The 22785-nt window shown below is 66.8% G+C and carries 26 protein-coding genes; 20 read left to right on the plus strand and 6 right to left on the minus strand.

The features are described from left to right. Positions 1-8 precede the first annotated feature (8 nt). Together JL37_RS12585 and JL37_RS12590 are read left to right on the plus strand one after the other, a co-directional pair. Positions 9-701: a YafY family protein gene (locus JL37_RS12585; RefSeq protein WP_043544496.1), complete on the plus strand. Its 693-nt coding sequence runs from the start codon at positions 9-11 to the stop codon at positions 699-701. A 66-nt stretch (positions 702-767) separates the two neighbouring features. Then, entirely contained in the window at positions 768-1181 is a 414-nt protein-coding gene (locus tag JL37_RS12590) for a VOC family protein (protein WP_043544466.1), read from the plus strand. 23 nt (positions 1182-1204) lie between these two features. On the opposite strand, the gene JL37_RS12595 is transcribed toward JL37_RS12590, so the two are convergent. Continuing rightward, positions 1205-2611: an amino acid permease gene (locus JL37_RS12595; RefSeq protein ID WP_043544467.1), complete on the minus strand. Its 1407-nt coding sequence runs from the start codon at positions 2609-2611 to the stop codon at positions 1205-1207. A gap of 79 nt (positions 2612-2690) precedes the next feature. Beyond that, positions 2691-3941, minus strand: coding sequence for a kynureninase (gene kynU, locus JL37_RS12600; RefSeq protein ID WP_043544468.1), 1251 nt, complete (start codon positions 3939-3941; stop codon positions 2691-2693). 136 nt (positions 3942-4077) lie between these two features. Between kynU and JL37_RS12605 the strand changes: the two genes are divergently transcribed. Further along, positions 4078-4551: an Lrp/AsnC family transcriptional regulator gene (locus JL37_RS12605; protein WP_043544469.1), complete on the plus strand. Its 474-nt coding sequence runs from the start codon at positions 4078-4080 to the stop codon at positions 4549-4551. Between the two features lie 10 nt (positions 4552-4561). Here the strand turns inward: JL37_RS12605 and JL37_RS12610 are convergent, their stop codons facing one another. Next, a complete protein-coding gene (locus JL37_RS12610; RefSeq protein ID WP_043544470.1) occupies positions 4562-5191 on the minus strand; it encodes a hemolysin III family protein in 630 nt (209 codons plus the stop codon). 88 nt (positions 5192-5279) lie between these two features. Beyond that, complete coding sequence (locus JL37_RS12615) at positions 5280-6365, minus strand: P1 family peptidase (protein WP_197064600.1); 1086 nt, start codon at positions 6363-6365, stop codon at positions 5280-5282. Between the two features lie 194 nt (positions 6366-6559). Here JL37_RS12615 and JL37_RS12620 point away from each other — a divergent pair, with 194 nt between their 5' ends. The 3 genes from JL37_RS12620 (at position 6560) to JL37_RS12630 (ending at position 8859) form a co-directional block, all read left to right on the plus strand. Then, the gene (locus tag JL37_RS12620) at positions 6560-7342 is read left to right on the plus strand and encodes an amino acid ABC transporter substrate-binding protein (protein WP_043544472.1); all 783 of its coding nucleotides are present in this window, start codon (positions 6560-6562) and stop codon (positions 7340-7342) included. A gap of 84 nt (positions 7343-7426) precedes the next feature. Then, on the plus strand, positions 7427-8107 hold the full coding sequence (locus tag JL37_RS12625) for an amino acid ABC transporter permease (protein ID WP_043544497.1): 681 nt from the start codon (positions 7427-7429) through the stop codon (positions 8105-8107). Further along, the gene (locus JL37_RS12630; protein ID WP_043544473.1) at positions 8104-8859 is read left to right on the plus strand and encodes an amino acid ABC transporter ATP-binding protein; all 756 of its coding nucleotides are present in this window, start codon (positions 8104-8106) and stop codon (positions 8857-8859) included. Before JL37_RS12625 ends, JL37_RS12630 begins: the two co-directional genes overlap by 4 nt. Positions 8860-9048: 189 nt before the next feature. Here JL37_RS12630 and JL37_RS12635 read toward each other — a convergent pair whose 3' ends face one another. Continuing rightward, positions 9049-9765 carry a M23 family metallopeptidase gene (locus JL37_RS12635; protein WP_081955054.1) on the minus strand — a complete coding sequence of 239 codons (717 nt, stop codon included), beginning with the start codon at positions 9763-9765 and terminating at the stop codon, positions 9049-9051. Positions 9766-9939: 174 nt separating this feature from the next. Between JL37_RS12635 and JL37_RS12640 the strand changes: the two genes are divergently transcribed. The 11 genes from JL37_RS12640 (at position 9940) to JL37_RS12690 (ending at position 19024) form a co-directional block, all read left to right on the plus strand. Next, positions 9940-10365, plus strand: a complete 426-nt coding sequence (locus JL37_RS12640; protein WP_043544499.1) for a DUF2946 family protein — start codon at positions 9940-9942, stop codon at positions 10363-10365. Between the two features lie 59 nt (positions 10366-10424). Beyond that, complete coding sequence (locus JL37_RS12645) at positions 10425-11045, plus strand: SCO family protein (RefSeq protein WP_043544474.1); 621 nt, start codon at positions 10425-10427, stop codon at positions 11043-11045. Positions 11046-11072: 27 nt separating this feature from the next. Then, complete coding sequence (locus JL37_RS12650; RefSeq protein ID WP_043544475.1) at positions 11073-11555, plus strand: copper chaperone PCu(A)C; 483 nt, start codon at positions 11073-11075, stop codon at positions 11553-11555. Positions 11556-11806: 251 nt separating this feature from the next. Next, positions 11807-12160 (plus strand): DUF4148 domain-containing protein, encoded by a 354-nt coding sequence (locus tag JL37_RS12655; protein ID WP_043544476.1) that lies wholly within the window; start codon positions 11807-11809, stop codon positions 12158-12160. Positions 12161-12370: 210 nt separating this feature from the next. Further along, entirely contained in the window at positions 12371-13564 is a 1194-nt protein-coding gene (locus tag JL37_RS12660; protein ID WP_043544477.1) for a HAMP domain-containing histidine kinase, read from the plus strand. A 1-nt stretch (position 13565) separates the two neighbouring features. Beyond that, positions 13566-14120, plus strand: a complete 555-nt coding sequence (locus JL37_RS12665) for a response regulator transcription factor (RefSeq protein ID WP_369798546.1) — start codon at positions 13566-13568, stop codon at positions 14118-14120. Between the two features lie 259 nt (positions 14121-14379). Beyond that, the gene (gene cyoA / locus JL37_RS12670) at positions 14380-15288 is read left to right on the plus strand and encodes a ubiquinol oxidase subunit II (RefSeq protein WP_043544501.1); all 909 of its coding nucleotides are present in this window, start codon (positions 14380-14382) and stop codon (positions 15286-15288) included. A 2-nt stretch (positions 15289-15290) separates the two neighbouring features. Beyond that, the gene (cyoB, locus tag JL37_RS12675; RefSeq protein ID WP_043544478.1) at positions 15291-17267 is read left to right on the plus strand and encodes a cytochrome o ubiquinol oxidase subunit I; all 1977 of its coding nucleotides are present in this window, start codon (positions 15291-15293) and stop codon (positions 17265-17267) included. 3 nt (positions 17268-17270) lie between these two features. Continuing rightward, positions 17271-17885, plus strand: coding sequence for a cytochrome o ubiquinol oxidase subunit III (gene cyoC / locus JL37_RS12680; RefSeq protein WP_043544479.1), 615 nt, complete (start codon positions 17271-17273; stop codon positions 17883-17885). Then, positions 17885-18235: a cytochrome o ubiquinol oxidase subunit IV gene (gene cyoD / locus JL37_RS12685; protein WP_043544480.1), complete on the plus strand. Its 351-nt coding sequence runs from the start codon at positions 17885-17887 to the stop codon at positions 18233-18235. The genes cyoC and cyoD overlap by 1 nt, the downstream gene beginning before the upstream one ends. Before the next feature lie 168 nt (positions 18236-18403). Continuing rightward, the gene (locus JL37_RS12690; protein WP_043544502.1) at positions 18404-19024 is read left to right on the plus strand and encodes a nitrogen fixation protein NifQ; all 621 of its coding nucleotides are present in this window, start codon (positions 18404-18406) and stop codon (positions 19022-19024) included. A gap of 10 nt (positions 19025-19034) precedes the next feature. Here JL37_RS12690 and JL37_RS12695 read toward each other — a convergent pair whose 3' ends face one another. Beyond that, the gene (locus JL37_RS12695) at positions 19035-21113 is read right to left on the minus strand and encodes a TonB-dependent receptor (RefSeq protein ID WP_043544481.1); all 2079 of its coding nucleotides are present in this window, start codon (positions 21111-21113) and stop codon (positions 19035-19037) included. 98 nt (positions 21114-21211) lie between these two features. Between JL37_RS12695 and JL37_RS12700 the strand changes: the two genes are divergently transcribed. The 3 genes from JL37_RS12700 to JL37_RS12710 all read left to right on the plus strand — a co-directional run bounded on the left by JL37_RS12700 (position 21212) and on the right by JL37_RS12710 (position 22575). After that, complete coding sequence (locus JL37_RS12700; protein WP_043544503.1) at positions 21212-21427, plus strand: SlyX family protein; 216 nt, start codon at positions 21212-21214, stop codon at positions 21425-21427. A gap of 269 nt (positions 21428-21696) precedes the next feature. Next, on the plus strand, positions 21697-22053 hold the full coding sequence (locus JL37_RS12705) for a DUF4148 domain-containing protein (RefSeq protein WP_043544482.1): 357 nt from the start codon (positions 21697-21699) through the stop codon (positions 22051-22053). Between the two features lie 141 nt (positions 22054-22194). Beyond that, positions 22195-22575 (plus strand): hypothetical protein, encoded by a 381-nt coding sequence (locus JL37_RS12710; RefSeq protein ID WP_043544483.1) that lies wholly within the window; start codon positions 22195-22197, stop codon positions 22573-22575. Positions 22576-22785 lie beyond the last annotated feature (210 nt).

Consider the following 22785-nt stretch of genomic DNA (forward strand, 5'->3'; position numbering starts at 1 on the left):
CCCGCCCCATGTCCCGCACCGAAAGACTCCTCGGCCTGCTGCAAACCCTGCGCTGCCATCGCCGCCCGGTCAGCGGGCGCCAGCTGGCCGCCGATCTGGGCGTCAGCATCCGCACGCTGTACCGCGATATCGCCACCCTGCAATCGCAAGGCGCCGAGATCGAGGGCGAGCCGGGCCTGGGCTACGTCCTGCGTCCCGGCTTCATGCTGCCGCCGCTGATGTTCAGCACCGAGGAAATCGAAGCCCTGGTGCTGGGCACCCGCTGGGTGGCGGACCGCTCCGATCCCCGGCTCGGGCAGGCCGCGCGCAACGCGCTGGCCAAGATCGGCGCCGTGCTGCCCAGGGAACTGCGCGACGGGCTGGACGCCATTCCCCTGCTGGTCGGCCCCAGCGCGCTCGCCGTGGTCGACCGCGTGGACCTGTCGCTCATCCGCCAGGCCATCCGCAACGAACAGAAGATCGACATCACCTACCGGGACGACAAGGGCGCCGATTCCACGCGCGTAATCTGGCCCTTCGCGCTGGGATTTTTCGACAGCGTGCGCATCGTCATGGCCTGGTGCGAACTGCGCCAGGACTTCCGCCATTTCCGCACCGACCGCATCGCCACTCTGGCGCCCGGCGCGCGCTATCCCCGGCGCCGGCACGCGCTGCTGAAAGAGTGGCGCGCGCTCAATCATGAACCCCGGAAATCGGGCTGACGGCTACTGCCAAAAACTGACAGCACCCCTGTCTAAGATGAGCGCGTCATCCCACAGGAGCGCATCATGCCCGACACCAATTTCGTCATTCTCTACGTTGACAAGCCGGCCGCCAGCGCCGCGTTCTACAGCGCGCTGCTGCAGCGCCCGCCCGTCGAAAGCTCCCCCACGTTCGCCTTGTTCGCGCTGGATTCCGGGCTGATGCTGGGCCTGTGGTCGCGCCATACCGTCGAACCCGCGGCCGCCGGCCGGGGCGGCGCGTCCGAGCTGGCTTTCACTGTTCCCGACGCGGACGCGCTGGACCGCCGCCACGTGGACTGGAGCCTGCGCGGCCTGCCCATTCTCCAGGCCCCGACCGACATGGATTTCGGCCGCACGTTCGTGGCCCTGGATCCGGACGGCCACCGGCTGCGCGTTTTCTCGCCGGCGCCGCAGGAAGTCCCCGCCGGACGGCGCGCCTCAAGCCTGGCCAGCGCCTAAGCCTCGCATGCCGAGCCGCCCGCTCAGGAACGATGCTGGCGGGCGGCCAGGGCGGCGGGCTCGGCGCGCTGGCGCAGCAGCAGTCCGTAGGCGGCCGCCAGGATCAGCAGGAAGGGCACGCCGAACACCAGTGTCATCTTGAAGACGCTGGTGAAATAGGTGGTCGCCAGAATGGCCAGCATGGCGGCCGCGCCCAGCAGCGTCAGCACCGGGAAGCCCGGCATGCGGAACGACAGCGGCGCGCCGCCGTCGCGCGCCCAGCGGCGCCGGAAGAAGTAATGCGTCACGAAGATCATCATCCACGTGAACAGCGCGCCGAACATCGAAATGGCCATCATCAGCGTGAAGGCGGTCTCGGGATACAGCACGTTAAGCACGGCGGCGATGCCGATTCCGCTGGTGGACAGCAGCAGCGCGTTCAGCGGAGTCCCGCTGCGCGTGAGACGGCCCAGCGCGGACGGCGCATGGCCGGCGCGCGACAGGCTGAACATCATGCGCGTCGTGATGTACAACTGGCTGTTCATCGCCGACAGCGCCGCCACCAGCACAATGAAATTGATGACGTCCGCCGCGCCCGGGATGCCCAGCGCCTGCATCACCTTCACGAAGGGGCTGCCGCCCTTGCCCGCCTCGTCCCAGGGCACGATGGCCAGGATCAGCGCCAGCGTCAGCAGGTAGAACACCACCAGGCGCACGATGGTGGCCCGGAACGCCTGCTTGACCGCACGCTCCGGATCCTCGGCCTCGCCCGCCGCCACCGCGATCATCTCCACGCTCAGGTAGCTGAAAATCGAAATCACCACGGCGATCCACATGCCCCAGACGCCGTTCGGGAAGAAGCCGCCGTGCGAGGTGTATTGCGTCGCGCCGTACTGGGGGTTGCCCCAGACCACATAGGCGCCCAGGACGATGAAGGCCACGATGGCGCTGACCTTGATCGTCGAAAACCAGTATTCCACCGTGCCGAACGCCTTGACGCTCATCGCGTTGATGAAGATCAGCGCGGCGGAAAACAGGCAGACCCACTGCCAGCCCGGCACGCCCGGGAACCAGAGCTTCATGTATTCCGCCACCGCGGTGACTTCCGTGCCCACCGCCAGAACCACGCAGGACCAGTATGCGTATCGCACCAGGAATCCGGCCAGCGGGCCGACGTAGTGCTCGGCGTAGGCGCCGAAGGAACCCGACGTGGAATGCGCCACCGTCATCTCCGCCAGGCAGCCCATGAGCAGCAGCGTGATCAGGCCGCCGATGGCGTAGCTGATGATCACGCTGGGCCCGGCAAAGCCGATGGCGAACTTGCTGCCCAGGAACAGCCCCGTGCCGATGGCGCCGCCTATGGCGATCATGCTCATCTGGCCAGAGGTCAAGCGCCGCTTGAGCCCCTGTTCGCGTTCGGCTATCCGGCCGAATCCCTGTTGTTGCCGCATTGTCTCCTCCTCGTACTGCGCTCTCTTGCTGGATGTAGGGCCGGTCGGGCCCGCGCCGGGATCTGCTGGCGCCGCGGGGTCAGGTCACGGCGGCGCGCTGCCTGAATTCCGGCTTGTCCCAGGCGCGCGTGTCCAGCACGTCCTTCAGGATGTCCACGGCGTCCCACACGTCGGCGTAGCCGAAATACAGCGGGGTCAGGCCGAAGCGCAGCACCTCGGGCTCGCGGTAGTCGCCGATGACGCCGCGCGCGATCAGCGCCTGCATCACCTCGAAGCCGTTCGGATGGCGGAAGCTGACGTGGCTGCCGCGCTCGGCGTGATCGCGCGGCGTCACCAGCGTCAGCGGATGGCCCGCGCAACGCTGCTCGACCAGCGAAATGAACAGATCGCCCAGCGCCAGCGACTTCCTGCGCACCTCGGCCATGTCGGCTGCGTGGGCCACGTCCAGGCCACACTCCACCAGCGACAGCGATACGATGGGCTGCGTGCCGCAGAGGTAGCGGCGGATGCCGCCCGCCGGCTCGTAGGCCACGGCCATGTCGAACGGCCGGGGATGGCCCCACCAGCCAGACAACGGCTGCCAGAAATCCTTGGTGTGGCGCGGCGCCACCCAGATGAAGGCCGGCGAGCCCGGGCCCCCGTTCAGGTACTTATAGGTGCAGCCCACGGCGAAGTCGGCGTCCGCGCCGTTCAGGTCCACCGGCACCGCGCCGGCGGCATGCGCCAGGTCCCAGATGGCCAGCGCGCCGCGCTCGTGCGCCAGCGCGGTCACGGCGGCCATGTCGTGCATCTGGCCGCTGCGGTAGTTCACGTGCGACAGCAGCATCACGGCCACGGAGTCGTCCAGCGCGTCTTCCAGCGGCAGGGCGTCGTCGATGAGGCGCATTTCGTAGCCCTGCTGCAGCAGGTCTATCATCCCCTGGATCATGTAGAGGTCAGTGGGGAAATTGTCGCGTTCGGACAGGATGACGCGGCGCGAAGGCAGCTTCTGCTGCTGGATGCGCAGCGCGGCGGCCAGCGCCTTGAAGATGTTCAGCGACGTCGTGTCCGTGATGACCAGCTCGCCCTCTCGCGCGCCAAGCAGGCTGCCCAGCTTGTCGCCCAGGCGGGCGGGCAGTTCGAACCAGCCAGCCGTATTCCAGCTGCGGATCAGTCCCGCCCCCCATTCCTGGCCGATGACGGAGGAGGCGCGGGCGGCGGCGGCCTTGGGCAGCACCCCCAGCGAATTGCCGTCCATGTACAGCACGCCCGGCGGCAGGTCGAATTGTTCTTTCAAGGGCGCCAGGGGATCCTGGCGGTCGGCGTTCACGCAATCGTCACGGGTATTCATCACTGCTCCATCGGGCAAATTCCTGATAAATACTATCAGCGCGGGCGGGCTGATATATTGCAAATTCGGGCGCGGATTACCCTAGGTTTCCGCATTCAGTTGCACAGAACAGTTTTTTTTGGAATTTGATTGCGCCATGCAGATCGATGCCATAGACCAGCGGATTCTCTGCCGCCTGCAGGAGAACGGCCATCTCAGCAACCAGGACCTTGCGGAACAGGTGGCGCTGTCGCCGTCGGCCTGCCTGAGGCGCGTACGCGCGCTGGAGGAGGCCGGGCTGATCCGGGGCTACCGCGCCGTGCTGGACGCGGAAAAGCTGGGCTTCGAGCTGGAAGCCATCGTCCATGTGTCGCTGGACCAGTCGCGCCCGGGCTGGCATGAGGAATTCCTGGCCGGCATCGCGCTGCATGACGAAATCACCGAAGCCAGCATCGTGACGGGCGCGTCCAACTACATACTGTCGGTGCGCACCCGCAACCTGGCGGCGTTCTCGCAATTCGTGGAAGACAAGCTCAGCAAGATCGCGGGCGTGCGCGACCTGTGCTCGCATATCGTCATGCGCAAAGTGAAAAGCCGCGGCGGCATGCTGCCGCTGGGCAGTTGGCGCTAGGGCCTGCTCCCTAGCCCGCGCCGAAGCGCAGGAAGCCGAACACGGTCACGAAATGGCAGGCCGTGCCGCCCATGACGAACAGGTGCCAGATGCCGTGGGCGTGCCGCCAGCGCTTATCGTTCACATAGAACAACGTGCCCACCGTATAGACCCCTGCGCCCGCCAGCAGCCAGGCAAGCCCGGCCGACGACAGGGCGCCGGCGATCGGGGCCGCGAACATCACGCCCAGCCAGCCCATCGCCAGGTAGAGCGGCAAGGCGGGGGCCGCGCCGCGCGCCCACCACAGCTCGCGGCCGATGCCGACCGCCGCAAGCGCCCAGATGGCCACGCCCATGGCGGCGCCCCAGCCATGTTCCACCGGCCCGAACGCCAGGGGCGTATAGGTACCGGCGATCAACAGGTAGATGGCGCAATGGTCGGCCTTCGCCCATATCGCCTTGCGGCGGCCGCGCGACCAATGGAACAGGACCGACGACGCGTACACGGCGATCATCGAGGCCGCGAACACGGCGCAGCCGATGATCTGCCGGGTATCCACATTCAGCTCTGCCGCCCGGGAAATCAAGGCGCCCGACGCCGTCACGGCCAGCGCCAGGCCGGCCAGATGCGTCGCGCCGTTGAATCGTTCGCCTTCGTACATGCGCCCTCCGCCCGCCGGCCATGCGCCGGCGCCTCCTATCATGGGCCCGCAGCATGACAACCCTGCGTCAGCGCGGCGGCGGGCGGACTCAGGCGATGAAGTCCACGGCCGCCGGATAGCCCTCCAGCGCGCGCGCCGACAGGATGGCGCGCTGCACGGCGATCGCCATGGCCTCGGCCGCCATCACGCCCAACAGCATGACGTTGGCGTTCTTGCCGGACGCCCCCGTGCCCAGCGCGAAGATGGTGTCGCCATCGAGCATGGTGTGGATCGGATTGATCGTTCGGGCCAGGCCGTCGTGCGCCATGCCCGCGATCTTCTGCGCCTGCGCCTTGGTCAGGCGGGCATCGGTGGCGACCGCGCCGATCGTGGTCGCCGCGCCCGCCCGCATCGATTTGGGCAGATCGCCGGCCAGAACGGCGGCGCGGGTGTCCAGCAGCATCTTGCCGTCGGCCGTGCGCGCGCCGGCCAGGATGCGGCCGGTGGAGGGGTCCAGCACGTCGCCCACGGCGTTGACCGCCACGATGGCCCCCACGGTCACGCCCGCCACGGTCAGCGACGCGGTGCCGAGACCGCCCTTCATGGCGCGCTTGGGCCCGTACAGCTTGCCCACCGTGGCGCCCGCCCCGGCGCCCACGTTGCCTTCCCCGGGCGCCTCGGCGGTGGCCGACTTGCAAGCCTGGTAGCCCGCGGCCGCATCGGGCCGGATCGACGCATCGCCCACGCCCAGGTCGAACAGGATGGCCGAAGGCACGATGGGCACGTGCGCAACGCCCACGTCGAAGCCGATCTTCTTTTCCTCCAGGTAGCGCATGACGCCGGAAGCGGCGTCCAGGCCGAACGCGCTGCCGCCGGCAAGCATGACGGCGTGCACCTTGTCCACCATGTTCATGGGATTGAGCAGATCGGTTTCGCGGGTGCCCGGCGCCGCGCCGCGCACGTCGACCCCGCCCGTGGCGCCGGCTTCGGCGATGATGACGGTGCAGCCCGTCGGGCGGCGCGTATCGGTGTAGTGCCCCACGCGCAGGCCGGCCACGTCCGTGATGCTGCCTCCGCCCGGCATCAGCCGCGGCCCGTTGGCGCCCTGGGCCGGCATCGCGCCGGCCGCCGCGGCCCCCGCGGCCGCCACCATGAAAGCCCGCCTGTTCCATCGCTGTTCCACACCGATCTCCATCAAGGTCCCGCATGAATGAACCCCGGCCCGACCGCACCAGGGCGTGAGTGACGCCATATGACTTGCCGCTATATTTTTACTATTCCTTATGCTTTGTGGAAAAATAGGCGCGTTGTTAGAGTGCGGCTACGCCGGAGGGCATCGCAGGCCCACATGCTCTCCACAGTGATATCTGCCATCCGTGGAGCATCGCCATGAAACTCTTTCGTACACTGTTTGCCGCCGGCCTCATCCAGGTCGCCGCGCTGTCCGCCGCCCATGCCCAATCCGGCCTGGAGCAAATCAAATCCGCGGGCGTGTTCAAGATCGGCACCGAAGGCACCTATGCCCCCTTCACCTTCCACGACGCATCCGGCCAGCTTACCGGTTTCGACGTGGACATTGGCCGCGCCATCGCCGAACGCCTGGGCGTGAAGGCTCAGTTCATCGAGGGCAAATGGGACGGCCTGATCGCCGGGCTGGACGCCAAGCGCTACGACGCCGTGATCAACCAGGTGGGCATCACCGACGCGCGCCGCGCCAAGTACGACTTTTCCGATCCGTACATTTCATCGGCCGCCGTGCTGATCGTGCGCGAGGACAACACCAGCATCAAGTCCTTCGACGACCTGAAAGGCAAGAAGTCCGCCAACACGCTGACCAGCAATTTCGGCAAGCTCGCGCAGAGCCACGGCGCGGAGGTCGTTGCAGTGCAGGGCTTCAATGAAGCCATCGATCTGCTCACCTCGGGCCGGGTCGAGGCCACCGTGAACGACAACCTGTCGTTCCTCGACTTCAAGAAGCAGAAGCCGAACGCCAAGGTCAAGATCGCCGCCACCGACAAGACGGCGGAATTCAGCAACTCGGGCGTGCTGATCCGCAAGGGCAACCCCGAGCTGCAGGCCGCCATCAACAAGGCGCTGGCCGACATCAAGGCGGACGGCACCTACAAGACCATCTCGGTCAAGTACTTCGGCACGGACCTGTCGGCGCAGTAAGCGGCTGGAGACCCCATGACGCCACCTTCCTGGCTGCAAGCCCTCCTGCCCGACTGGCTGCTGGCGCAAGCCGGCGGGTGGACGGTGCCGTCCTGGGTGCAGCTGATGGCGGACTCGTTCTGGCCCCTGCTCAAGGCCGGGCTGATGTTCACGGTTCCCCTGACGCTGATGTCCTTCGTGCTGGGCCTGGCGCTGGCCTTCGTGGTCGCGCTGATACGGCTGTTCGGCCCCGCGCCCCTGGTGGCCGTCGCGCGCTTCTATGTATGGCTCATACGCGGCACGCCGCTGCTGGTCCAGCTGTTCGTGATCTTCTACGGGCTGCCCAGCGCGGGCATCGTGCTGGATCCGCTGCCCGCCGCGCTGATCGGCTTCACGCTCAACGTGGGCGCCTACAACTCGGAAGTGATCCGCGGCGCCATCGAATCGATCAGCAAGGGCCAGTGGGAGGCCGCCTATTCGCTCAGCATGACGCGTGGACAGGCGCTGCGCCGCACCGTCCTGCCGCAGGCGGCCCGCGTCGCCGTGCCGCCCCTGTCCAACTCCTTCATCGCGCTGGTGAAGGACACCTCGCTGGCCGCGGTCCTGACCGTGCCCGAGATCTTCCAGGCCGCGCAGCGCATCGCCGCAGTCACCTATGAACCGTTGATCCTCTACACCGAGGCCGCGCTGATCTACCTGGTGTTCAGCTCCGTCCTGTCCGCCGCCCAGGTCCGCCTGGAAAGGCGCTTCGGCCAGCACGCGGTGTTTTCCGAGAAAAACCGATGATCCGCCTAGAGAAAATAGAAAAGGCGTTCGGCGGCAATCCTGTGCTCAAGCAGGTGGACGTGAGCATCGCCGAAGGCAGCGTCACCGCCCTGATCGGCCCCTCCGGCAGCGGCAAGAGCACCCTGCTGCGCTGCGTGAACCTGCTGGAAGTGCCCGACCGCGGCACGCTGGTCATCGGGCCGGAAACCGTGGCGTTCGAACCCGGCCGCAAACTCCCGCGCGACCAGATCCAGCGCGTGCGCATGCAGACCGGCATGGTGTTCCAGAATTTCCAGCTGTTCCCGCACCAGACGGTGATCGGCAACGTCATGGAGGGCCTGCTGACGGTGCAGAAATGGCCCGCCGACCGCGCCCGGACACGAGCCGAGGAACTGCTGCGCAAGGTGGGGATGCTGGAGAAGGCGGATGCCTGGCCCGCCAACCTGTCGGGCGGCCAGCAGCAGCGCGTGGCCATCGCCCGCGCGCTGGCGCCCGCGCCCCGCGTGCTGCTCTGCGACGAACCGACCTCCGCGCTGGACCCCGGCCTGGCGGCCGAAGTGGTGGACGTGCTGCGCCAGCTGGCCGCGGAAGGCATGACCATGCTGATGGCCACGCACGATCTGCGCCTGGCGGCCAGCGTATCGCGCGAAGTGGTATTCCTGCTGGACGGCACCGTCGTCGAATCCGGCGACTCCCGCAGCGTGTTCACACGGCCGGCGGATCCGCGAACGGCGGCGTTCATATCGACGCTGACGCAGGAAGCGGCGTTGTAGCGGGCCGGCGTCCGGCATTCCCGCCAGTGCCGGACACCCGGTACGGACCCAAGATACCTACCCGGGTGCCTGACACCCGATAGGCACCTGCATCCGCCCGCGTCCGGTGTCAGACACCCCGGCGCAGCATTTCAAGTCCGGGGCCATTCCCGTGCGGGTGTCTGACACTTGCTGCCGCCATATGACCGTCTACTTCGGCGGCAAGGATCCCGCAGGGTCCACCGCCTGCCCGTCATAGCGCAGTTCGAAGTACAAGCCGACCTGCTTGCTGTCGCTGTTGCCCATTTCGGCGATCTTCTGCCCCTGGCTCACGCGCTGCCCTTCCTTCACCAGCAGTTTGCTGTTGTGGGCATAGATGCTCAGGAAGCTGGCGTTGTGCTTCACGATCACCAGATGGCCGTAGCCGCGCAGCCCGCTGCCCGAATAGGCCACCGTGCCCTGCGCCGCCGCCACCACCGGCGTGCCGGTGGAGTTGCTGATGACGATACCGTTGGAACCCGAGCCGTCATACCCGCGCGTGACCTTGCCCTGGGCGGGCCACACCAGCGAGATCGCGCCCGGCGGAGCCGTGCGCCGCCGCGCCGACGAGGTGGACTTGGGCGTGGACTGCGCCTTGGTCCTGGCCTTGCTGGGCGTGGACGCGCGCGCCTGGCCGGCGGGCGGCTCGACCCGCAGCACCTGTCCGACCTCGATGGAATTGGCGTTCGACAGTTTGTTCCAGCGCACCAGGTCGCTCACGCTCGCGCCCTGCTTGCGCGCGATCTGGGTCAGCGTGTCGCCCGACTGGACGCGGTAGTAGCCGGGCTGGACCTTGGTAGTGCCGCAGGCCGACAGCAGCAAGAGCAGCGCGATTCCCAGGGTGCCGGCCCACCGGCGGAAGGGCGTGCCTGCCCGGCTCGCGCCGATGGCCGGCGAGGCATGGAGCGTGACGGGAACGGGCAAGGGCTGGACGGTCGAGGAAAGCACTGAAACCTGGGGCACTGAAATGAGGTGTCTGGATGGAGTGCGTTCAAGGGTACCAAGATTTTCGCGGTTTCGCGCCAGATGCCGAGGCGGGAGCGCGCGGGTAGAATGCCCGCCATGCCCAGCCAGATCCGCCTCCAGCATCTCGGAAGCGCCGCGCGCGTCCGGGCCGTGCTATGGCTGGCGCTTCTGGCGCTGACGCTGCGCGCGCTGGTTCCGGCGGGCTATATGCCCGACACGCGCGCCCTGCATGACGGCCGCCTGGAAGTCACGTTCTGCTCGGCCGCCGGAGACCTGACGTCGTTCAAGCTGGCCCTGCCCTCCAGCGGCAACGACAAGGCCGGGCACGATGCCGCCGGCTCGGGCGCGCAGTGCCCCTTCGGCCTGCTGGCGCACCTGACGCCCGCCCCGACCGCGGCGCTCACCCTCCCCGTGCTGGCCGCCGGCCGGCATGTGCCGCCCAAGCCCGCCCATGGCGCCCTGCCGTCGCAAGGCACTCATGGCCCGCCCCTGGGTTCGCGGGCTCCTCCCTCCCTCGCCTGACTCCGCCTGATCGCGCGGTTCCGCCGCGCCCTGCCGATACGTCAACCGACGAGGTTTTCATGTATTCCCTGTTCCCGCGCGCGCCCGCTGGCGCGCCGCCGCACGCGCCCGATCCCCGGCGCCGCCTGCTGCTGTCTTCCCTGGCCCTGCTCGCCCTCGCGGGCTGCGGCCCCGAGGCCCCGAAGCTGCACGGCATGGACCTGTCCGGCATGCCGGACGGCGACTTCCAGTTGCAGGACACCGATGGCCAGCCGCGCCGGCTGGCCGACTACCGAGGCCATCCCGTGATGCTGTTCTTCGGCTTCACGCAATGCCCCGACATCTGCCCCACCGCGCTGACGCGCGCTGTCGAAATCAAGGGCCTGCTGGGCGCGGACGCCGCCAAGCTGCGCGTGCTCTTCATCACCGTGGATCCCGAGCGCGACACGCCCGAGATCCTGCGCGCCTATACCCAGGCCTTCGATCCCGGATTCATCGGCCTGCGCGGCGATGCGCAGCAGACCCGCGCCGCGGCGCAGTCGTTCAAGGTCTTCTACCAGAAGGTGCCCACCGGCTCGTCCTACACCATGGACCACACCGCGCTGACCTACGTCATCGACGCTGAGGGCAAGCTGCGCATCGCCCTGCGCCACCAGCAGACCGCGCAGGAATGCGCGGACGACCTGCGCACCGTGCTCTGACACTCCATCATCGAAAAGGAATCCATCATGAAAGCAACCGCGATCAAATCCCTGGCCGCTGCCTTCGCCCTGTGCGCGTTCGCCGGCGCCGCCTCCGCCCAGGACGCCTCCCTGTCGGTGGAGGATCCCTGGGTCCGCGCCACCGTGCCCAATCAACATGCCACCGGCGTCTTCATGCGCCTGACCTCGGCCGCCCCGGGCCGGCTCGTCGCGGTGGAGTCCCAAGCCGCCAAGCACGTGGAAATCCACGAAATGGCCATGCAGGACAACGTGATGAAGATGCGGCAGGTGCCCGGCATCGACCTGCCCGCCGGGCAGGCGGTGGAGCTCAAGCCCGGCGGCTACCACGTCATGCTGATCGATCTGGCGCGCCAGATCGCGCCGGGCGAGCATATCGCGCTGACGCTGGTCGTCGAGGATGCCCGGCGCCAGCAGCGGCGCGTCGCCGTGGATGCGGTGGCGCGGCCCCTGAACGCGACGGCCGCGCCCGCCGCCGGCCACGGCCACTGAGGCGCCGCGCAAGCCGCTCCCTGAAAGCGGAATGACATTTGTGCTGCGCGCTTGAAACAGCTTCCGTGCAACAGGCGCCCCTGGCGCGCAACGCCGCGCCGGGGGCCGGGTCGAATGGAAAAGGCCGGGCTCGCCTCGCTGGGGCGCGTCCGGCCAGGCATCCGCGCATCCCGGAAAATCGTCCTCGGCCAGCATCGCGGACGACGGCGCGGCCGGTTCCGGCCGCATGCTTTGATTGTCAGGAGCGTTTCATGAAAGCCTCTACCATATTGCTGTGCGCCGGCCTCGCCGCCGCCGGGGCCGCCCAGGCCCAGCCCGCGCAATACAAGCGCGACCTCTACGGCGACTGGCGCGTCACCTACGCCGCCCCCGCCGCCAAGACCGCGGACCAGGTCGGCGCGGAACTGGCCCGGGCGAAAGCCGACGGCACCTACTCGTTCGGCCAGGAAGACTATCCACCCGCGACCGCCTCCTCCAGGCCGGAGAGCCGGGCCCAGGTGGAACAGGAACTGCAGCAGGCGCGGATCCAGGGCGAAATGGCGTCCGACCAGGAAGACTACCCGCCGCCGGCCATGGCCCACAGCGGCGCCTCGGCCATCCGCTGACGCGGTCGCTTGAATATTGGGGACGCCTTCGCGCGCCCACCCGCCGGCGGCTCCCCCTGATTCGCCATACAATGCCTGCACATCCGCCGCCGGCGCCCCTCGAGCGCGCCGGCAGCCGGCGCCCGCCGCGCCGCGCCCCTGGATGCCAGCGTTCCGCGCAGCCGGGCGCTTGACCCGCCGGCTGACAGGCCGGCACCTCTGTGTCTGGATATGCCCGGTAGTTCCGCCTTTTCATTCCTGCGTACCCTCTGCAGCCTGCGCTGGCTCGCCATCGCGGGCCAGGCCGCCACCATCCTGCTGGCCAGCGGCGTGCTGGGGCTTGCCCTGCCGCTCGAGCCGCTGTGGCTGGGCGTGGGCGCGCTGATCGGCTTCAACGTCTACGCCAGCCTGCGGCTGCGCCACCGCCGCGACCTGTCCCACGCAACGGCGTTCGGCCATCTTTTCGTGGACATGGCCGTGCTCGCCTGGATGGTGGGCTGGAGCGGCGGCATCAATAATCCGTTCGGCATGATGTTCCTGATCCTGACCGCGCTGGCCGCCCTGGCGCTGCCGCGCAACTGGGCGCTGGCGGCCGCCGTGGCGGGGATTTCCGGCTACGCGGCGGCCGCCATCTTCGGCCAGCCGCTGCGCGGCGAACTGGACACCCACAACCTGCTCTTGTGGGGCATGGGCGCCAATTTCCTGATCTCGGTGGTGGTGGTGCTGGTCTTCTCGACGCGGCTGGCCTCCGACCTGCGGGCCCGGGAGCGCGAGCTGGCCCGGCTGCGCGAGCGCTTCACCCGCAACGAAGGCATCGTCGCGCTGGCCACCCATGCCGCGGCGATGGCGCATGAATTGAACACGCCGCTTGCGACCATGACGCTGCTGGCCGACGAGATCGCCGCCGAAGTCAAGGACGAGGACTTGCGCGCCGACGTTTCCACTCTGAGCCAGCTGCTGGCCCTGTGCCGGGAACGTATCCGCAATCTGGCGGTCCCAACCGCCGTGGACCTGGTCCGCGTGGTGGGACAATGGCGCCTGATCCGGCCGACCATAGACCTGCAGCGCTCGGGCACCCTGCCCAGCAGCCTGCGGGTCGATCCGGCCATCGCCCATTTGCTGCAGGCGCTGCTGAACAACGCGGCGGACGCGGGCGAAGCCGCCAACGCGCCGCGCGTGGACCTGCATCTGGAATATGGCTATGGCGCCTTGCGCGGCGAAGTCCGGGACTACGGCCGGGGCTTCGACCCCGACCACACCCTGCTGCCGGCCACCAGCCTGTTCAACAGCGGCAAGCCGGGAGGGCTGGGCGTGGGCCTGGCGCTGTCGCACGCCACGGTCGAACAGCTGGGCGGTGAAATGACGATGACTCCGGCGGATGGGGGCGGCACCCGCATCCGCTTTTATCTCCCCCTCGGGACCTGACATGCTGAATCCAACCGACCTGGGCCTGCTGATCGACGACGACGAGCTGTACGTGCGCACGCTGCAGCGCAGCCTGTCGCGACGCGGCCTGGAAACCCGCACCGCCACCGGCATCGCCGAGGCCCTGCGCGTGGCCGAGGAAATCCGCCCCGCCTTCGCCCTGGTGGACCTGCGGCTGGGCGAGGATTCCGGCCTGACCCTGATCCGCCCCTTGCGCGCCCTGCGCCCGGACATGCGGATCCTGCTGGTTACCGGCTACGCCAGCGTGGCCACCGCCGTCGAGGCCATCAAGCGCGGCGCCGACGACTACCTGCCCAAGCCGGCCACCGCGCCGATGATCCTGCGCACCCTGGGTCTGGTGAAGCCGGAATCCGTTACCATCGAAACCACCATGACACCGCTGCACCGCCTAGAATGGGAACACATCCATCAGGCGCTGCACGAAACCGGCGGCAACGTCTCGGCCGCCGCCCGCCTGCTGGGCATGCACCGGCGCTCCCTGCAGCGCAAGCTGGCCAAAAAACCGGGGCCGGAACGAGAAGTGCTGGTGGACTGATTTGTGCAGATGCGACAAAACGTCGCACACCCCGCATGTGCGGGTGCGACATATCGTCGCACCCAGGAAGGCTCCCCCCTCCCCCTGCCCCCCCTAGGAAAACCCTGAATCTGGCCCCCTAGGGGCGGAATCCTCCCAGGCAATGCGACCATTCGTCGCATGCTTGACCCAGATCAAGCCGATAGGATGGACGTTGCTGCCTCGCAGCACTTCCGATTGCTGCTACGCAGCATTTTCCACCTTCCATCCAAGGCTGTACGTGAAACACCCCCTCCTTGCGACCCTTACGCGCATTCTCAGCGTCGGCGCGGTCATGCTGCTTGGCGGCTGCAACATGGAAATCCTCTCCCCCAAGGGAGATATCGGCATCCAGGAAAGGACTTTGCTGTTCACGACGACCGGGCTGATGCTCATCGTCGTGATTCCGGTCATTGTCATGATCCTGACCTTTGCCTGGAAATACCGCGCATCCAACACCAAAGCTGACTACCAGCCCAAGTGGGCCCACTCCACGGCGATCGAAGTCGTGGTCTGGACCATCCCTTGTATCATCGTGGCCATCCTGGCCGTGATCACCTGGCGCTCGACGCATGCGCTGGATCCCTACAAGCCGCTCGTGTCCGAACACAAGCCGGTGACCATCGAGGTGGTTTCGCTGGATTGGAAATGGCTGTTCATCTACCCCGAGTACGACATCGCCACGGTGAATGAGATCGCCTTCCCCGTCGATGTGCCGGTCAACTTCCGGATCACCTCGGCCACGGTCATGAACTCGTTCTTCATCCCCCAGCTGGGCAGCCAGATCTACTCGATGGCCGGCATGGAGACCAAGCTGCACCTGAACGCGCGCGAAGCCGGCACCTATGCAGGCATCTCGGCCAACTACAGCGGCGCCGGCTTCTCCGGCATGCGCTTCAAGGCCATCGCCATGCCGCAGGAAGGGTTCGACAACTGGGTCAAGGAAGCCAAGGCGGCCCCGACCGCGCTGACCCCCGAGGTCTACGCGGAACTGACCAAGCGCAGCGAACACAACGCGGTCGTCAAGTACTCCTCGGCGCCCCCCGCCATGTTTGATTTCATTCTTGGCAGCACCATGACCAAGATGGCCGGCGTGGACTCCGCCACGTGCACCCCCACGTCGAACAATCTGATCGCAGGAATTAACTAACAATGCTCGGGAAACTCACCCTCGAGGCCATTCCGTACCATGAACCCATCGTCATGGTTACGCTGGCCGCCGTGTGCCTGGGAGGCCTAGCGGTCTTCGGCGCCATCACCTACTTCCAGAAGTGGAAGTATCTCTGGACGGAGTGGCTGACCACGGTCGACCACAAGCGTATCGGCGTGATGTACATCATCGTCGCCCTGATCATGCTGCTGCGCGGCTTCGCCGACGCCATCATGATGCGTACCCAGCTGGCGGTCGCCTCCGCCGACTCGGCCGGCTTCCTGCCGCCGCACCACTACGACCAGATCTTCACCGCCCACGGCGTCATCATGATTTTCTTCATGGCGATGCCCTTCATCACCGGGCTGATGAACCTCGTCGTGCCGCTGCAGATCGGCGCCCGCGACGTGGCCTACCCGTTCCTGAACTCGCTGAGCTTCTGGCTGTTCGGCGCCGGCGTCGCGCTGATGATGATCTCGCTGTTCGTGGGCGAATTCGCCGCGACCGGCTGGCTCGCCTATCCGCCGCTGTCCGGACTGGACTACAGCCCGAGCGTGGGGGTGGACTACTACATCTGGGCGCTCCAGATATCCGGGTTGGGCACCACGCTTAGCGGCATCAACTTCATCGTGACCATCCTGCGCATGCGCGCGCCGGGCATGGGCCTGATGAAGATGCCGATCTTCACCTGGACCTCCCTGGTCACCAACGTCCTGATCGTCGCCGCCTTCCCCGTGCTGGCCGCAACGCTCGCGCTGTTGACGATGGACCGCTACCTGGGCACGCACTTCTTCACGAACGACATGGGCGGCAACGTCATGATGTACGTGAACCTGATCTGGATCTGGGGCCACCCCGAGGTCTACATCCTGGTGCTGCCGGCGTTCGGCGTGTATTCGGAAATCGTCGCCACCTTCGCCCGCAAGACCCTGTTCGGCTACAAGTCCATGGTCTACGCCACGGCCGCCATCGGCGTCCTGTCGTTCCTGGTCTGGCTGCACCACTTCTTCACCATGGGCGCGGGAGCCAACGTCAATGCCTTCTTCGGCATAGCGACAATGATCATCTCGATCCCGACGGGCGCGAAGATCTTCAACTGGCTGTTCACCATCTACCGCGGCCGCCTGCGCATCACCACGCCGGTGCTGTGGACGCTGGGCTTCATGATCGTGTTCGTCATCGGCGGCATGACCGGCGTGATGCTGGCCATCCCCGGCGTGTCCTTCGTGCTGCACAACAGCCTGTTCCTGATCGCCCACTTCCACAACACCATCATCGGTGGCGTGGTGTTCGGGTGCATCGCCGGCATGACCTACTGGTTCCCCAAGGCCTTCGGCTTCAAGCTGAACGAGCGCCTGGGCCGCTATTCGTTCTACTGCTGGTTCGTCGGCTTCTTCCTGGCCTTCATGCCCCTGTACATCCTGGGCTTCAAGGGCATGACCCGCCGCCTGAACCACTACGACAACCCCGAGTGGCAGCCCTACCTGCTGGTCGCCCTGGCCGGCGCCGCGCTGATCATGCTGGGCATCTGGTTCCTGCTGCAGCAAGTGTTCGTCTCGGTTCGCCAGCGCAAGCAGAACCAGGACATCACCGGCGATCCCTGGGATGGCCGCACGCTGGAATGGTCGATCTCTTCGCCCGCTCCTTTCTACAACTTCGCCCACGTGCCGCACGTTGACTCGCTGGACCAGTTCTGGGAAGACAAGCAGAACGGCAAGGCCTACAAGCGCCCGGCCAAGTACGAAGACATCCACATGCCGAAGAACACCGCCGCCGGCGTATTCATCGGCGCCTTCGGCCTGGTCATGTGCTTCGCCCTGATCTGGCACATCTGGTGGCTGTCCATCGTCGGTTTCGTCGGCATGATCGGTTCGTTCATCGTCCGCGCCTATGACCGCGACGTCGACTACTGGGTCCCGGCCGCGGAAGTCGAACGCATCGAAAACGCTCACTTTGACAAAATGCAGAAGGCCGCCTGAGCCATGATTCAAGCCGTAGCCACTCTCCCCCACGCGGGTCACGACGATCACGCGCATCACGACGATGGATCCAAGACCGTATTCGGTTTCTGGGTCTATCTGATGAGCGACCTGCTGATCTTTTCGGTCCTGTTCGCCACGTTCGCGGTGTTGTCCAACGCCACCGCGGGCGGCCCCACGGGCAAGGAACTGTTCGACCTGAAGTTCGTGCTGGTCGAAACGCTGTTGCTGCTGTTCTCCAGCTTCACCTTCGGCATGGCCAACCTGAACGTGCACGCCAACAACAAGAGCCGCGCCATGGGCTGGTTGATGGTGACGTTCCTGTTCGGCGCGGGCTTCATCGCGATGGAAGTCTATGAATTCCATCACCTGATCGCCGAAGGCGCCGGCCCCGGCCGCAGCGCCTACCTGTCCGCGTTCTTCACGCTGATCGGCACGCACGGCCTGCACGTCACGTTTGGCCTGATCTGGATCATCGTCCTGCTGGACATGATCCGCCGCCATGGCCTGGACTCGATCAACAAGCGCCGCCTGGCGTGCCTGAGCCTGTTCTGGCACTTCCTGGACATCGTCTGGATCTGCGTCTTCACCTTCGTTTATCTCCTGGGAGCCCTCTGATGTCGCACTCCGCTGCGGCCGCACACGGCCACGACGACCACGCCGCCGACCACGGCAGCCTGAAGTCCTACATCATCGGTTTCGTGCTTTCGCTGCTTCTCACCTTCGGCTCCTTCGGCCTGGTGATGAACGGCGCGCTGTCCCACACCGCCACGATCATCGGCGTGGTGGCGCTGTGCGTGCTCCAGCTGCTGGTGCAGCTGGTGTACTTCCTGCACATGGGCGCATCGAAGTCGGCCCGCGACAACCTGGCCACGTTCGTCTTCACCCTCATGATCATCGCCATCATCGTCGGCGGTTCGGCATGGGTGCTGTACAACATGAACGTCAACATGGGCCACGCCATGTAATGACGGCTTGCCGTTGAAGCAAAAACAGGCGCCTTCAGGCGCCTGTTTTTTTTGCGCGCGGCATAAGGTTTGCGCGAGGCCAAGGCAGCGCTGGATACTTCGTTATATATTCAAATGCATAACGTTGTTCCACGCTTCTTCCACGGCCTCGCCCGCCGCGTCTGCGCCATGTCCGCATCTCCAGCCGCCCGTTCCGATTGCCCCGACACCGCGCGGGAGCTTGCCCGCGCGCTGCTGCGCCATGCGCGCGCCGGGCATCCCGACACAGGATTCTTCGCCACGGTGCTCGGCAAGCGGCTGGCGCAGAAAGACCTGGCGGGCTGCGGCCTGTCTTCGCAAGAACTGGATGCGATGCTGGCACGGCTGTTTCCCGGCGTCTTGGCCTCGCGCGACGCGGCCTTGGCCGCGCTGCGCGAACAAGGCGCCGCCTACGCCGCTTTCGGGCTGGACGGCGCGCAGGCGGAGTTCACCCAATGGCTGCGCGCGCTGCTGGACGCCTGGCGCACGCCGCAGGCCGACGCCACGCCTTGGGTCACCAGCGTGCTGGCGCATGCCTGTCTGCGGCCCGACCATCTGTGGCGCGACCTGGGCCTGTCCGGCCGCGAGGACGTGACCGCCTTGCTGGCGCGCCACTATCCCGGCCTGATGGCGCGCAACGTGCGCAACCTGCGCTGGAAGCAGTTCCTCGCCTATTCCGCCCGCGAATATGCGGGCCTGCCGCCCGCGCCGGCGCCCGGCTGCCCGGCCTGCGAAGACTACGGCGCCTGCTATCCGCCGGGGTCCGCCTGACGCCCCTTCTTCAATAGCGGTAGGTTGCGCCGATGCCCGCGCCCAGGCTACGGCCGGCGGCCGGTTCGTAATAACGTCCGTTGGCCTCGTTGACGATCACCGAACCGGCGTAGCGGCGGTCGAACAGATTGTCCACCCGGACATAGGCGTTCAATTCCCAGGCGCCCAGTTTTTTCACATAGCCGGCGCTCAGGGCGGCCACGACATAGCCCGGCGCATCGCCATCATTGGCGTCGTCGACATAGACCTTGCTCAGCAGCCGGCCCTCCACCGACGCCTGCCACCCTTCGGGCGGGGCCCAGGCCAGCGCAGCGTACGCCGCCTGGCGCGCGATGCCGGGGATGCGGTTGCCGGCGCGGATATCGCCCGGCCCGTCGTCGGCATAGCGGGCGTTCAGCCACGTATAGGCGATCTGGCTGCGGCCATGGCCGGCGAACTCGCCGGACCAGCCCAGCTCCACGCCGTCACGCCGGGTCCGTCCGGCGTTCTGGTAGCTGGTCCGCCCGCCGGAACTGCCCGCCGAGACGATCTCGTCGTCGGTGCTGGTGTGAAAGACCGCCGCCGTCAGCAGCCCGCCCGCCACGCGCGCCTTCACGCCCGCTTCCAGATTGGTGCTGAGCGCGGGCGCCAGGCCGAAGTTCAGGCCGGGCTGGCCGCCGGGCCGGTACGAGAGTTCGTTCAGCGTGGGCGTCTCGAAGCCGCGGCCGTACGAACCGTAAAGACTCAGGTCGGGGCTCGGCGCGTAGCGGACCGCCGCCACCGGCAAGGCCTTGCGATAGCGCGCGTCTCCGCTGTCGTCGGCGTTGCCCGGCACGACATAATGGTCGTTGGAATCGAAGCTCACCGTGCTATAGCGCAGGCCCGCGTCAAGGGTCCACCGCTCCGAGGGCTGCCAGGACGCCTGAACGTAGGGATCGGCGTTGTAGACGGTATTGGTTTCGTCGCGCCTGAGCGCGCCTTTCACGCCCAACTGGCGGCCGGCTCCGGACCCGGTGAAGTTCTCATAGCCCTTGCGGTCCTCGCGCATGGAATCGTAGGAAAAGCCACCCACCAGCGTCAACGGCCGGCCGCCAACCGACGTTTCGGAAGTCCAGCGCACGTCCGCTCCGCCATACTGGCGCCTCAGGTCGATGACCCCGCCCGCCTGCGTGGGCGCCACCTGCGCGGCAGGCGGGATCGACTGGTACTGCGACGTATCGCGCTGGCCGTAATAAACCATCAGGCGCAGGGTGTTGCGGCCGTCGATCTCGCGTTCGTAGACGGCCCCGCCCTGCGTCTGCCGGACCGTCTTGCGCGTGTCGTATTGCTCGGCCAGCGGCGCTGCGCGCGGATCGTCCTGGAATTGCCGGTAGGTCAGCCCCAGCGGATCCTGTGCCTTCAGGTCCACGCTGTTGGCCACCAGGGTCAGGCGGCTGGCGTCATCCAGTTGCAGGCCCAGCTTGGCATTGCCCAGGTTCTTGCGGGCGGCGCTATGGTCGCGGTAGCCGTCGGTGGTGAAACGGCTCAGGTCCAGCACGTAGTCCAGGGCGCCGGCGCCCGAGCCGGCGGCGCCGTTGGCGCGCAAGCCGTAGCGCCAGGTGCCATAACTGCCGGCCCAGCCGCTGGCCGAAAGCGACGGCGGCTCCACGCCGTCCTCGGTGGTGACCTGGATCACGCCTCCGGACGAATTGCCATAAAGCGCGGAGAATGGGCCGCGCAGCACCTCGACCAGGCCGATCGAGCCGATGTCGATATTCGATGTCTGCCCCTGGCCGTCCGGCATGGTGGCCGGGATGCCGTCCACATAGAGACGCACGCCGCGCACGCCGAATGTGGAGCGCGCCCCAAAGCCGCGGCTGGATATCTGCAGGTCCTGCGCATAGTTCTGGCGATTCTGGATCTGGAGGCCGGGCACCCCGGCCAGCCCTTCGGACAGGTTGATTCCCGGCTGGCCCCGGCGCATTTGCGCCCCCTGCACCACGTCCACCGACGCCGGGGTATCCATGACGGACGCCCCCAGGCGCGTGCCCGTGACGACGACCGCGGGCAGCTCGGGCGCGGCCGGCTGCGCCCAGGCCGACGCCGATGCCGACGCCAGCAATCCCAGCATGGCCCGGCGCCTCACGCCGGAACGCCACCCTTCCTGTTCAGCCAAACACGCCTCCTCGGCCAGACACGCATTCCTGGGAATCGGTTCTAATGGCCCACATGGATAACTCGCAAGACATCGAACGCCGCCTGCTGGAACTGGAGGTCAAGGCCAGCTTCGCGGACGACCTGCTGGAACAGCTCAACCAGATCATCGTCCGCCAGCAACAGCAGATAGACCGGCTACTGCGCGAAATGGCCGACCTGCGCCAGCAGGCGCCCGAGGGCGCCGCTCCCTTCCGCAGCCTGCGCGACGAACTGCCGCCTCACTACTGACGCGCCCCTTCCCGCCCCTTTCGCCAACGCCTGGAATTCGCCATTTCCGGACGTACAACCGTGCCTGTTAGGGCTGCCATAGATCCCATTAATGGAATCTATAGACAAATAATCAATCAATATTCCCATTCATGGAAATATCTTTTACCGATATACGGGTTTATCCCTACTCCGATTCGGCGCACTATTGAGTCATCGGGAAACAGCAACGAAGCACGACGGATAGGCCGCCGGATTCGCTCCCAAGCTCTTGAAATCGGAGATTTACCATGAAGACCCTTGCTACCGCTTTGATGATGTCCCTGGCCGCCCTGAGCGCCGGCGCCTACGCCGCCTCGCCCAACATCGAACCCAACAACATTCCGTTCCAGGGCGTATATGGCACGCCGTACGAAGGCCCGACCCGCGCCCAGGTGCAAGCCGAACTGGCTGCCGCCAAGGCCGCCGGCCAGGTCAGCGACGTCGAACCCAACGACATGCCCTTCCAGGGCGTGTATGGAACGCCCCACACCGGCAAGACCCGCGCTGAAGTGCGCGCCGAACTGGCCGCCGCGAAAGCCGCCGGCATGGTGTCGGACGTCGAGCCCAACGACATGCCGTTCGCCGGCGTCTACCACGCGAACTAAGCCCGCGCAGATTTACCCCTCCCCTTGTTGTACCTTGGCCGCCAGCAGTTTGGCGGCCTTTTTTGCTTTCGCATGCGGTACGGTACTATCGGCTCAAGATCCGGCATCACACAACGACTCTACAAACCAGGGAGCCCCATCTTGAAAACCGCCCGCGTTCTCGCCTCTTTGTTCGTGGCGTGCGGCATCTCGGCCACGGCCTACGCCGCGCCGCCGGTAATGCTGAACAATGCCATCATCACCCAGATTCCCAAGGCCGACCGGAACTCGTTCCACGAAGCCGTGGCGCAGTCGCTCAACGGCTCCGCCGACGGCCAGCGCACCGAGTGGTCCAGCACGCACCAGCGCAAGAGTGCCCCTCCGATCACGGTGCAACTGACGCCCACCCAGACCAGTAAGGTCAAGAACGACCAGACCTGCCGCTTCCTCGTTGGTGACTTCGCCCGCGGCGCCACCACAGAAAAGTGGCAGTTCTGGTTCTGCAAGCAGCCGGACGGCACCTGGAAGGCCAGCAGCAACTGATAAAAAGCCCCCACGCTGCGCGCTACGCGCTTGCTGCCCCCCAAGGGGGCTGGCTCGCCTTGGGGCGGCCCGGCGGCGGGCCGGCCATTCTTGCGGAGGCTGTCGATGCGCCGCCCATGTCGCGCACGCTTTGCGTGCTTGCTCCCGTCCCAATAAGGCTGGCCCGCCTTGGGGCGGCCCGGCGGCGGGCCGGCCATTCTTGCGGAGGCT

Source organism: Achromobacter sp. RTa (assembly GCF_000757485.1).
In the GTDB taxonomy this organism is placed as follows: Bacteria; Pseudomonadota; Gammaproteobacteria; order Burkholderiales; family Burkholderiaceae_B; genus Achromobacter.

What these genes read in the sequence shown, in the direction of transcription:
- kynU (WP_043544468.1), bottom strand. Translation starts at nt 3,941, where the DNA reads ATGAATACCCGTGACGATTGCGTGAACGCCGACCGCCAGGATCCCCTG.
- JL37_RS12620 (WP_043544472.1), top strand. Translation starts at nt 6,560, where the DNA reads ATGAAACTCTTTCGTACACTGTTTGCCGCCGGCCTCATCCAGGTCGCC.
- JL37_RS12695 (WP_043544481.1), bottom strand. Translation starts at nt 21,113, where the DNA reads ATGCTGGGATTGCTGGCGTCGGCATCGGCGTCGGCCTGGGCGCAGCCG.
- JL37_RS12615 (WP_197064600.1), bottom strand. Translation starts at nt 6,365, where the DNA reads ATGGAGATCGGTGTGGAACAGCGATGGAACAGGCGGGCTTTCATGGTG.
- JL37_RS12640 (WP_043544499.1), top strand. Translation starts at nt 9,940, where the DNA reads ATGCCCAGCCAGATCCGCCTCCAGCATCTCGGAAGCGCCGCGCGCGTC.
- JL37_RS12690 (WP_043544502.1), top strand. Translation starts at nt 18,404, where the DNA reads ATGTCCGCATCTCCAGCCGCCCGTTCCGATTGCCCCGACACCGCGCGG.
- JL37_RS12700 (WP_043544503.1), top strand. Translation starts at nt 21,212, where the DNA reads ATGGATAACTCGCAAGACATCGAACGCCGCCTGCTGGAACTGGAGGTC.
- JL37_RS12585 (WP_043544496.1), top strand. Translation starts at nt 9, where the DNA reads ATGTCCCGCACCGAAAGACTCCTCGGCCTGCTGCAAACCCTGCGCTGC.
- JL37_RS12595 (WP_043544467.1), bottom strand. Translation starts at nt 2,611, where the DNA reads ATGCGGCAACAACAGGGATTCGGCCGGATAGCCGAACGCGAACAGGGG.
- JL37_RS12650 (WP_043544475.1), top strand. Translation starts at nt 11,073, where the DNA reads ATGAAAGCAACCGCGATCAAATCCCTGGCCGCTGCCTTCGCCCTGTGC.
- JL37_RS12630 (WP_043544473.1), top strand. Translation starts at nt 8,104, where the DNA reads ATGATCCGCCTAGAGAAAATAGAAAAGGCGTTCGGCGGCAATCCTGTG.
- JL37_RS12655 (WP_043544476.1), top strand. Translation starts at nt 11,807, where the DNA reads ATGAAAGCCTCTACCATATTGCTGTGCGCCGGCCTCGCCGCCGCCGGG.
- JL37_RS12705 (WP_043544482.1), top strand. Translation starts at nt 21,697, where the DNA reads ATGAAGACCCTTGCTACCGCTTTGATGATGTCCCTGGCCGCCCTGAGC.
- JL37_RS12590 (WP_043544466.1), top strand. Translation starts at nt 768, where the DNA reads ATGCCCGACACCAATTTCGTCATTCTCTACGTTGACAAGCCGGCCGCC.
- JL37_RS12610 (WP_043544470.1), bottom strand. Translation starts at nt 5,191, where the DNA reads ATGTACGAAGGCGAACGATTCAACGGCGCGACGCATCTGGCCGGCCTG.
- JL37_RS12645 (WP_043544474.1), top strand. Translation starts at nt 10,425, where the DNA reads ATGTATTCCCTGTTCCCGCGCGCGCCCGCTGGCGCGCCGCCGCACGCG.
- cyoB (WP_043544478.1), top strand. Translation starts at nt 15,291, where the DNA reads ATGCTCGGGAAACTCACCCTCGAGGCCATTCCGTACCATGAACCCATC.
- JL37_RS12660 (WP_043544477.1), top strand. Translation starts at nt 12,371, where the DNA reads ATGCCCGGTAGTTCCGCCTTTTCATTCCTGCGTACCCTCTGCAGCCTG.
- cyoD (WP_043544480.1), top strand. Translation starts at nt 17,885, where the DNA reads ATGTCGCACTCCGCTGCGGCCGCACACGGCCACGACGACCACGCCGCC.
- cyoC (WP_043544479.1), top strand. Translation starts at nt 17,271, where the DNA reads ATGATTCAAGCCGTAGCCACTCTCCCCCACGCGGGTCACGACGATCAC.
- JL37_RS12665 (WP_369798546.1), top strand. Translation starts at nt 13,566, where the DNA reads ATGCTGAATCCAACCGACCTGGGCCTGCTGATCGACGACGACGAGCTG.
- JL37_RS12605 (WP_043544469.1), top strand. Translation starts at nt 4,078, where the DNA reads ATGCAGATCGATGCCATAGACCAGCGGATTCTCTGCCGCCTGCAGGAG.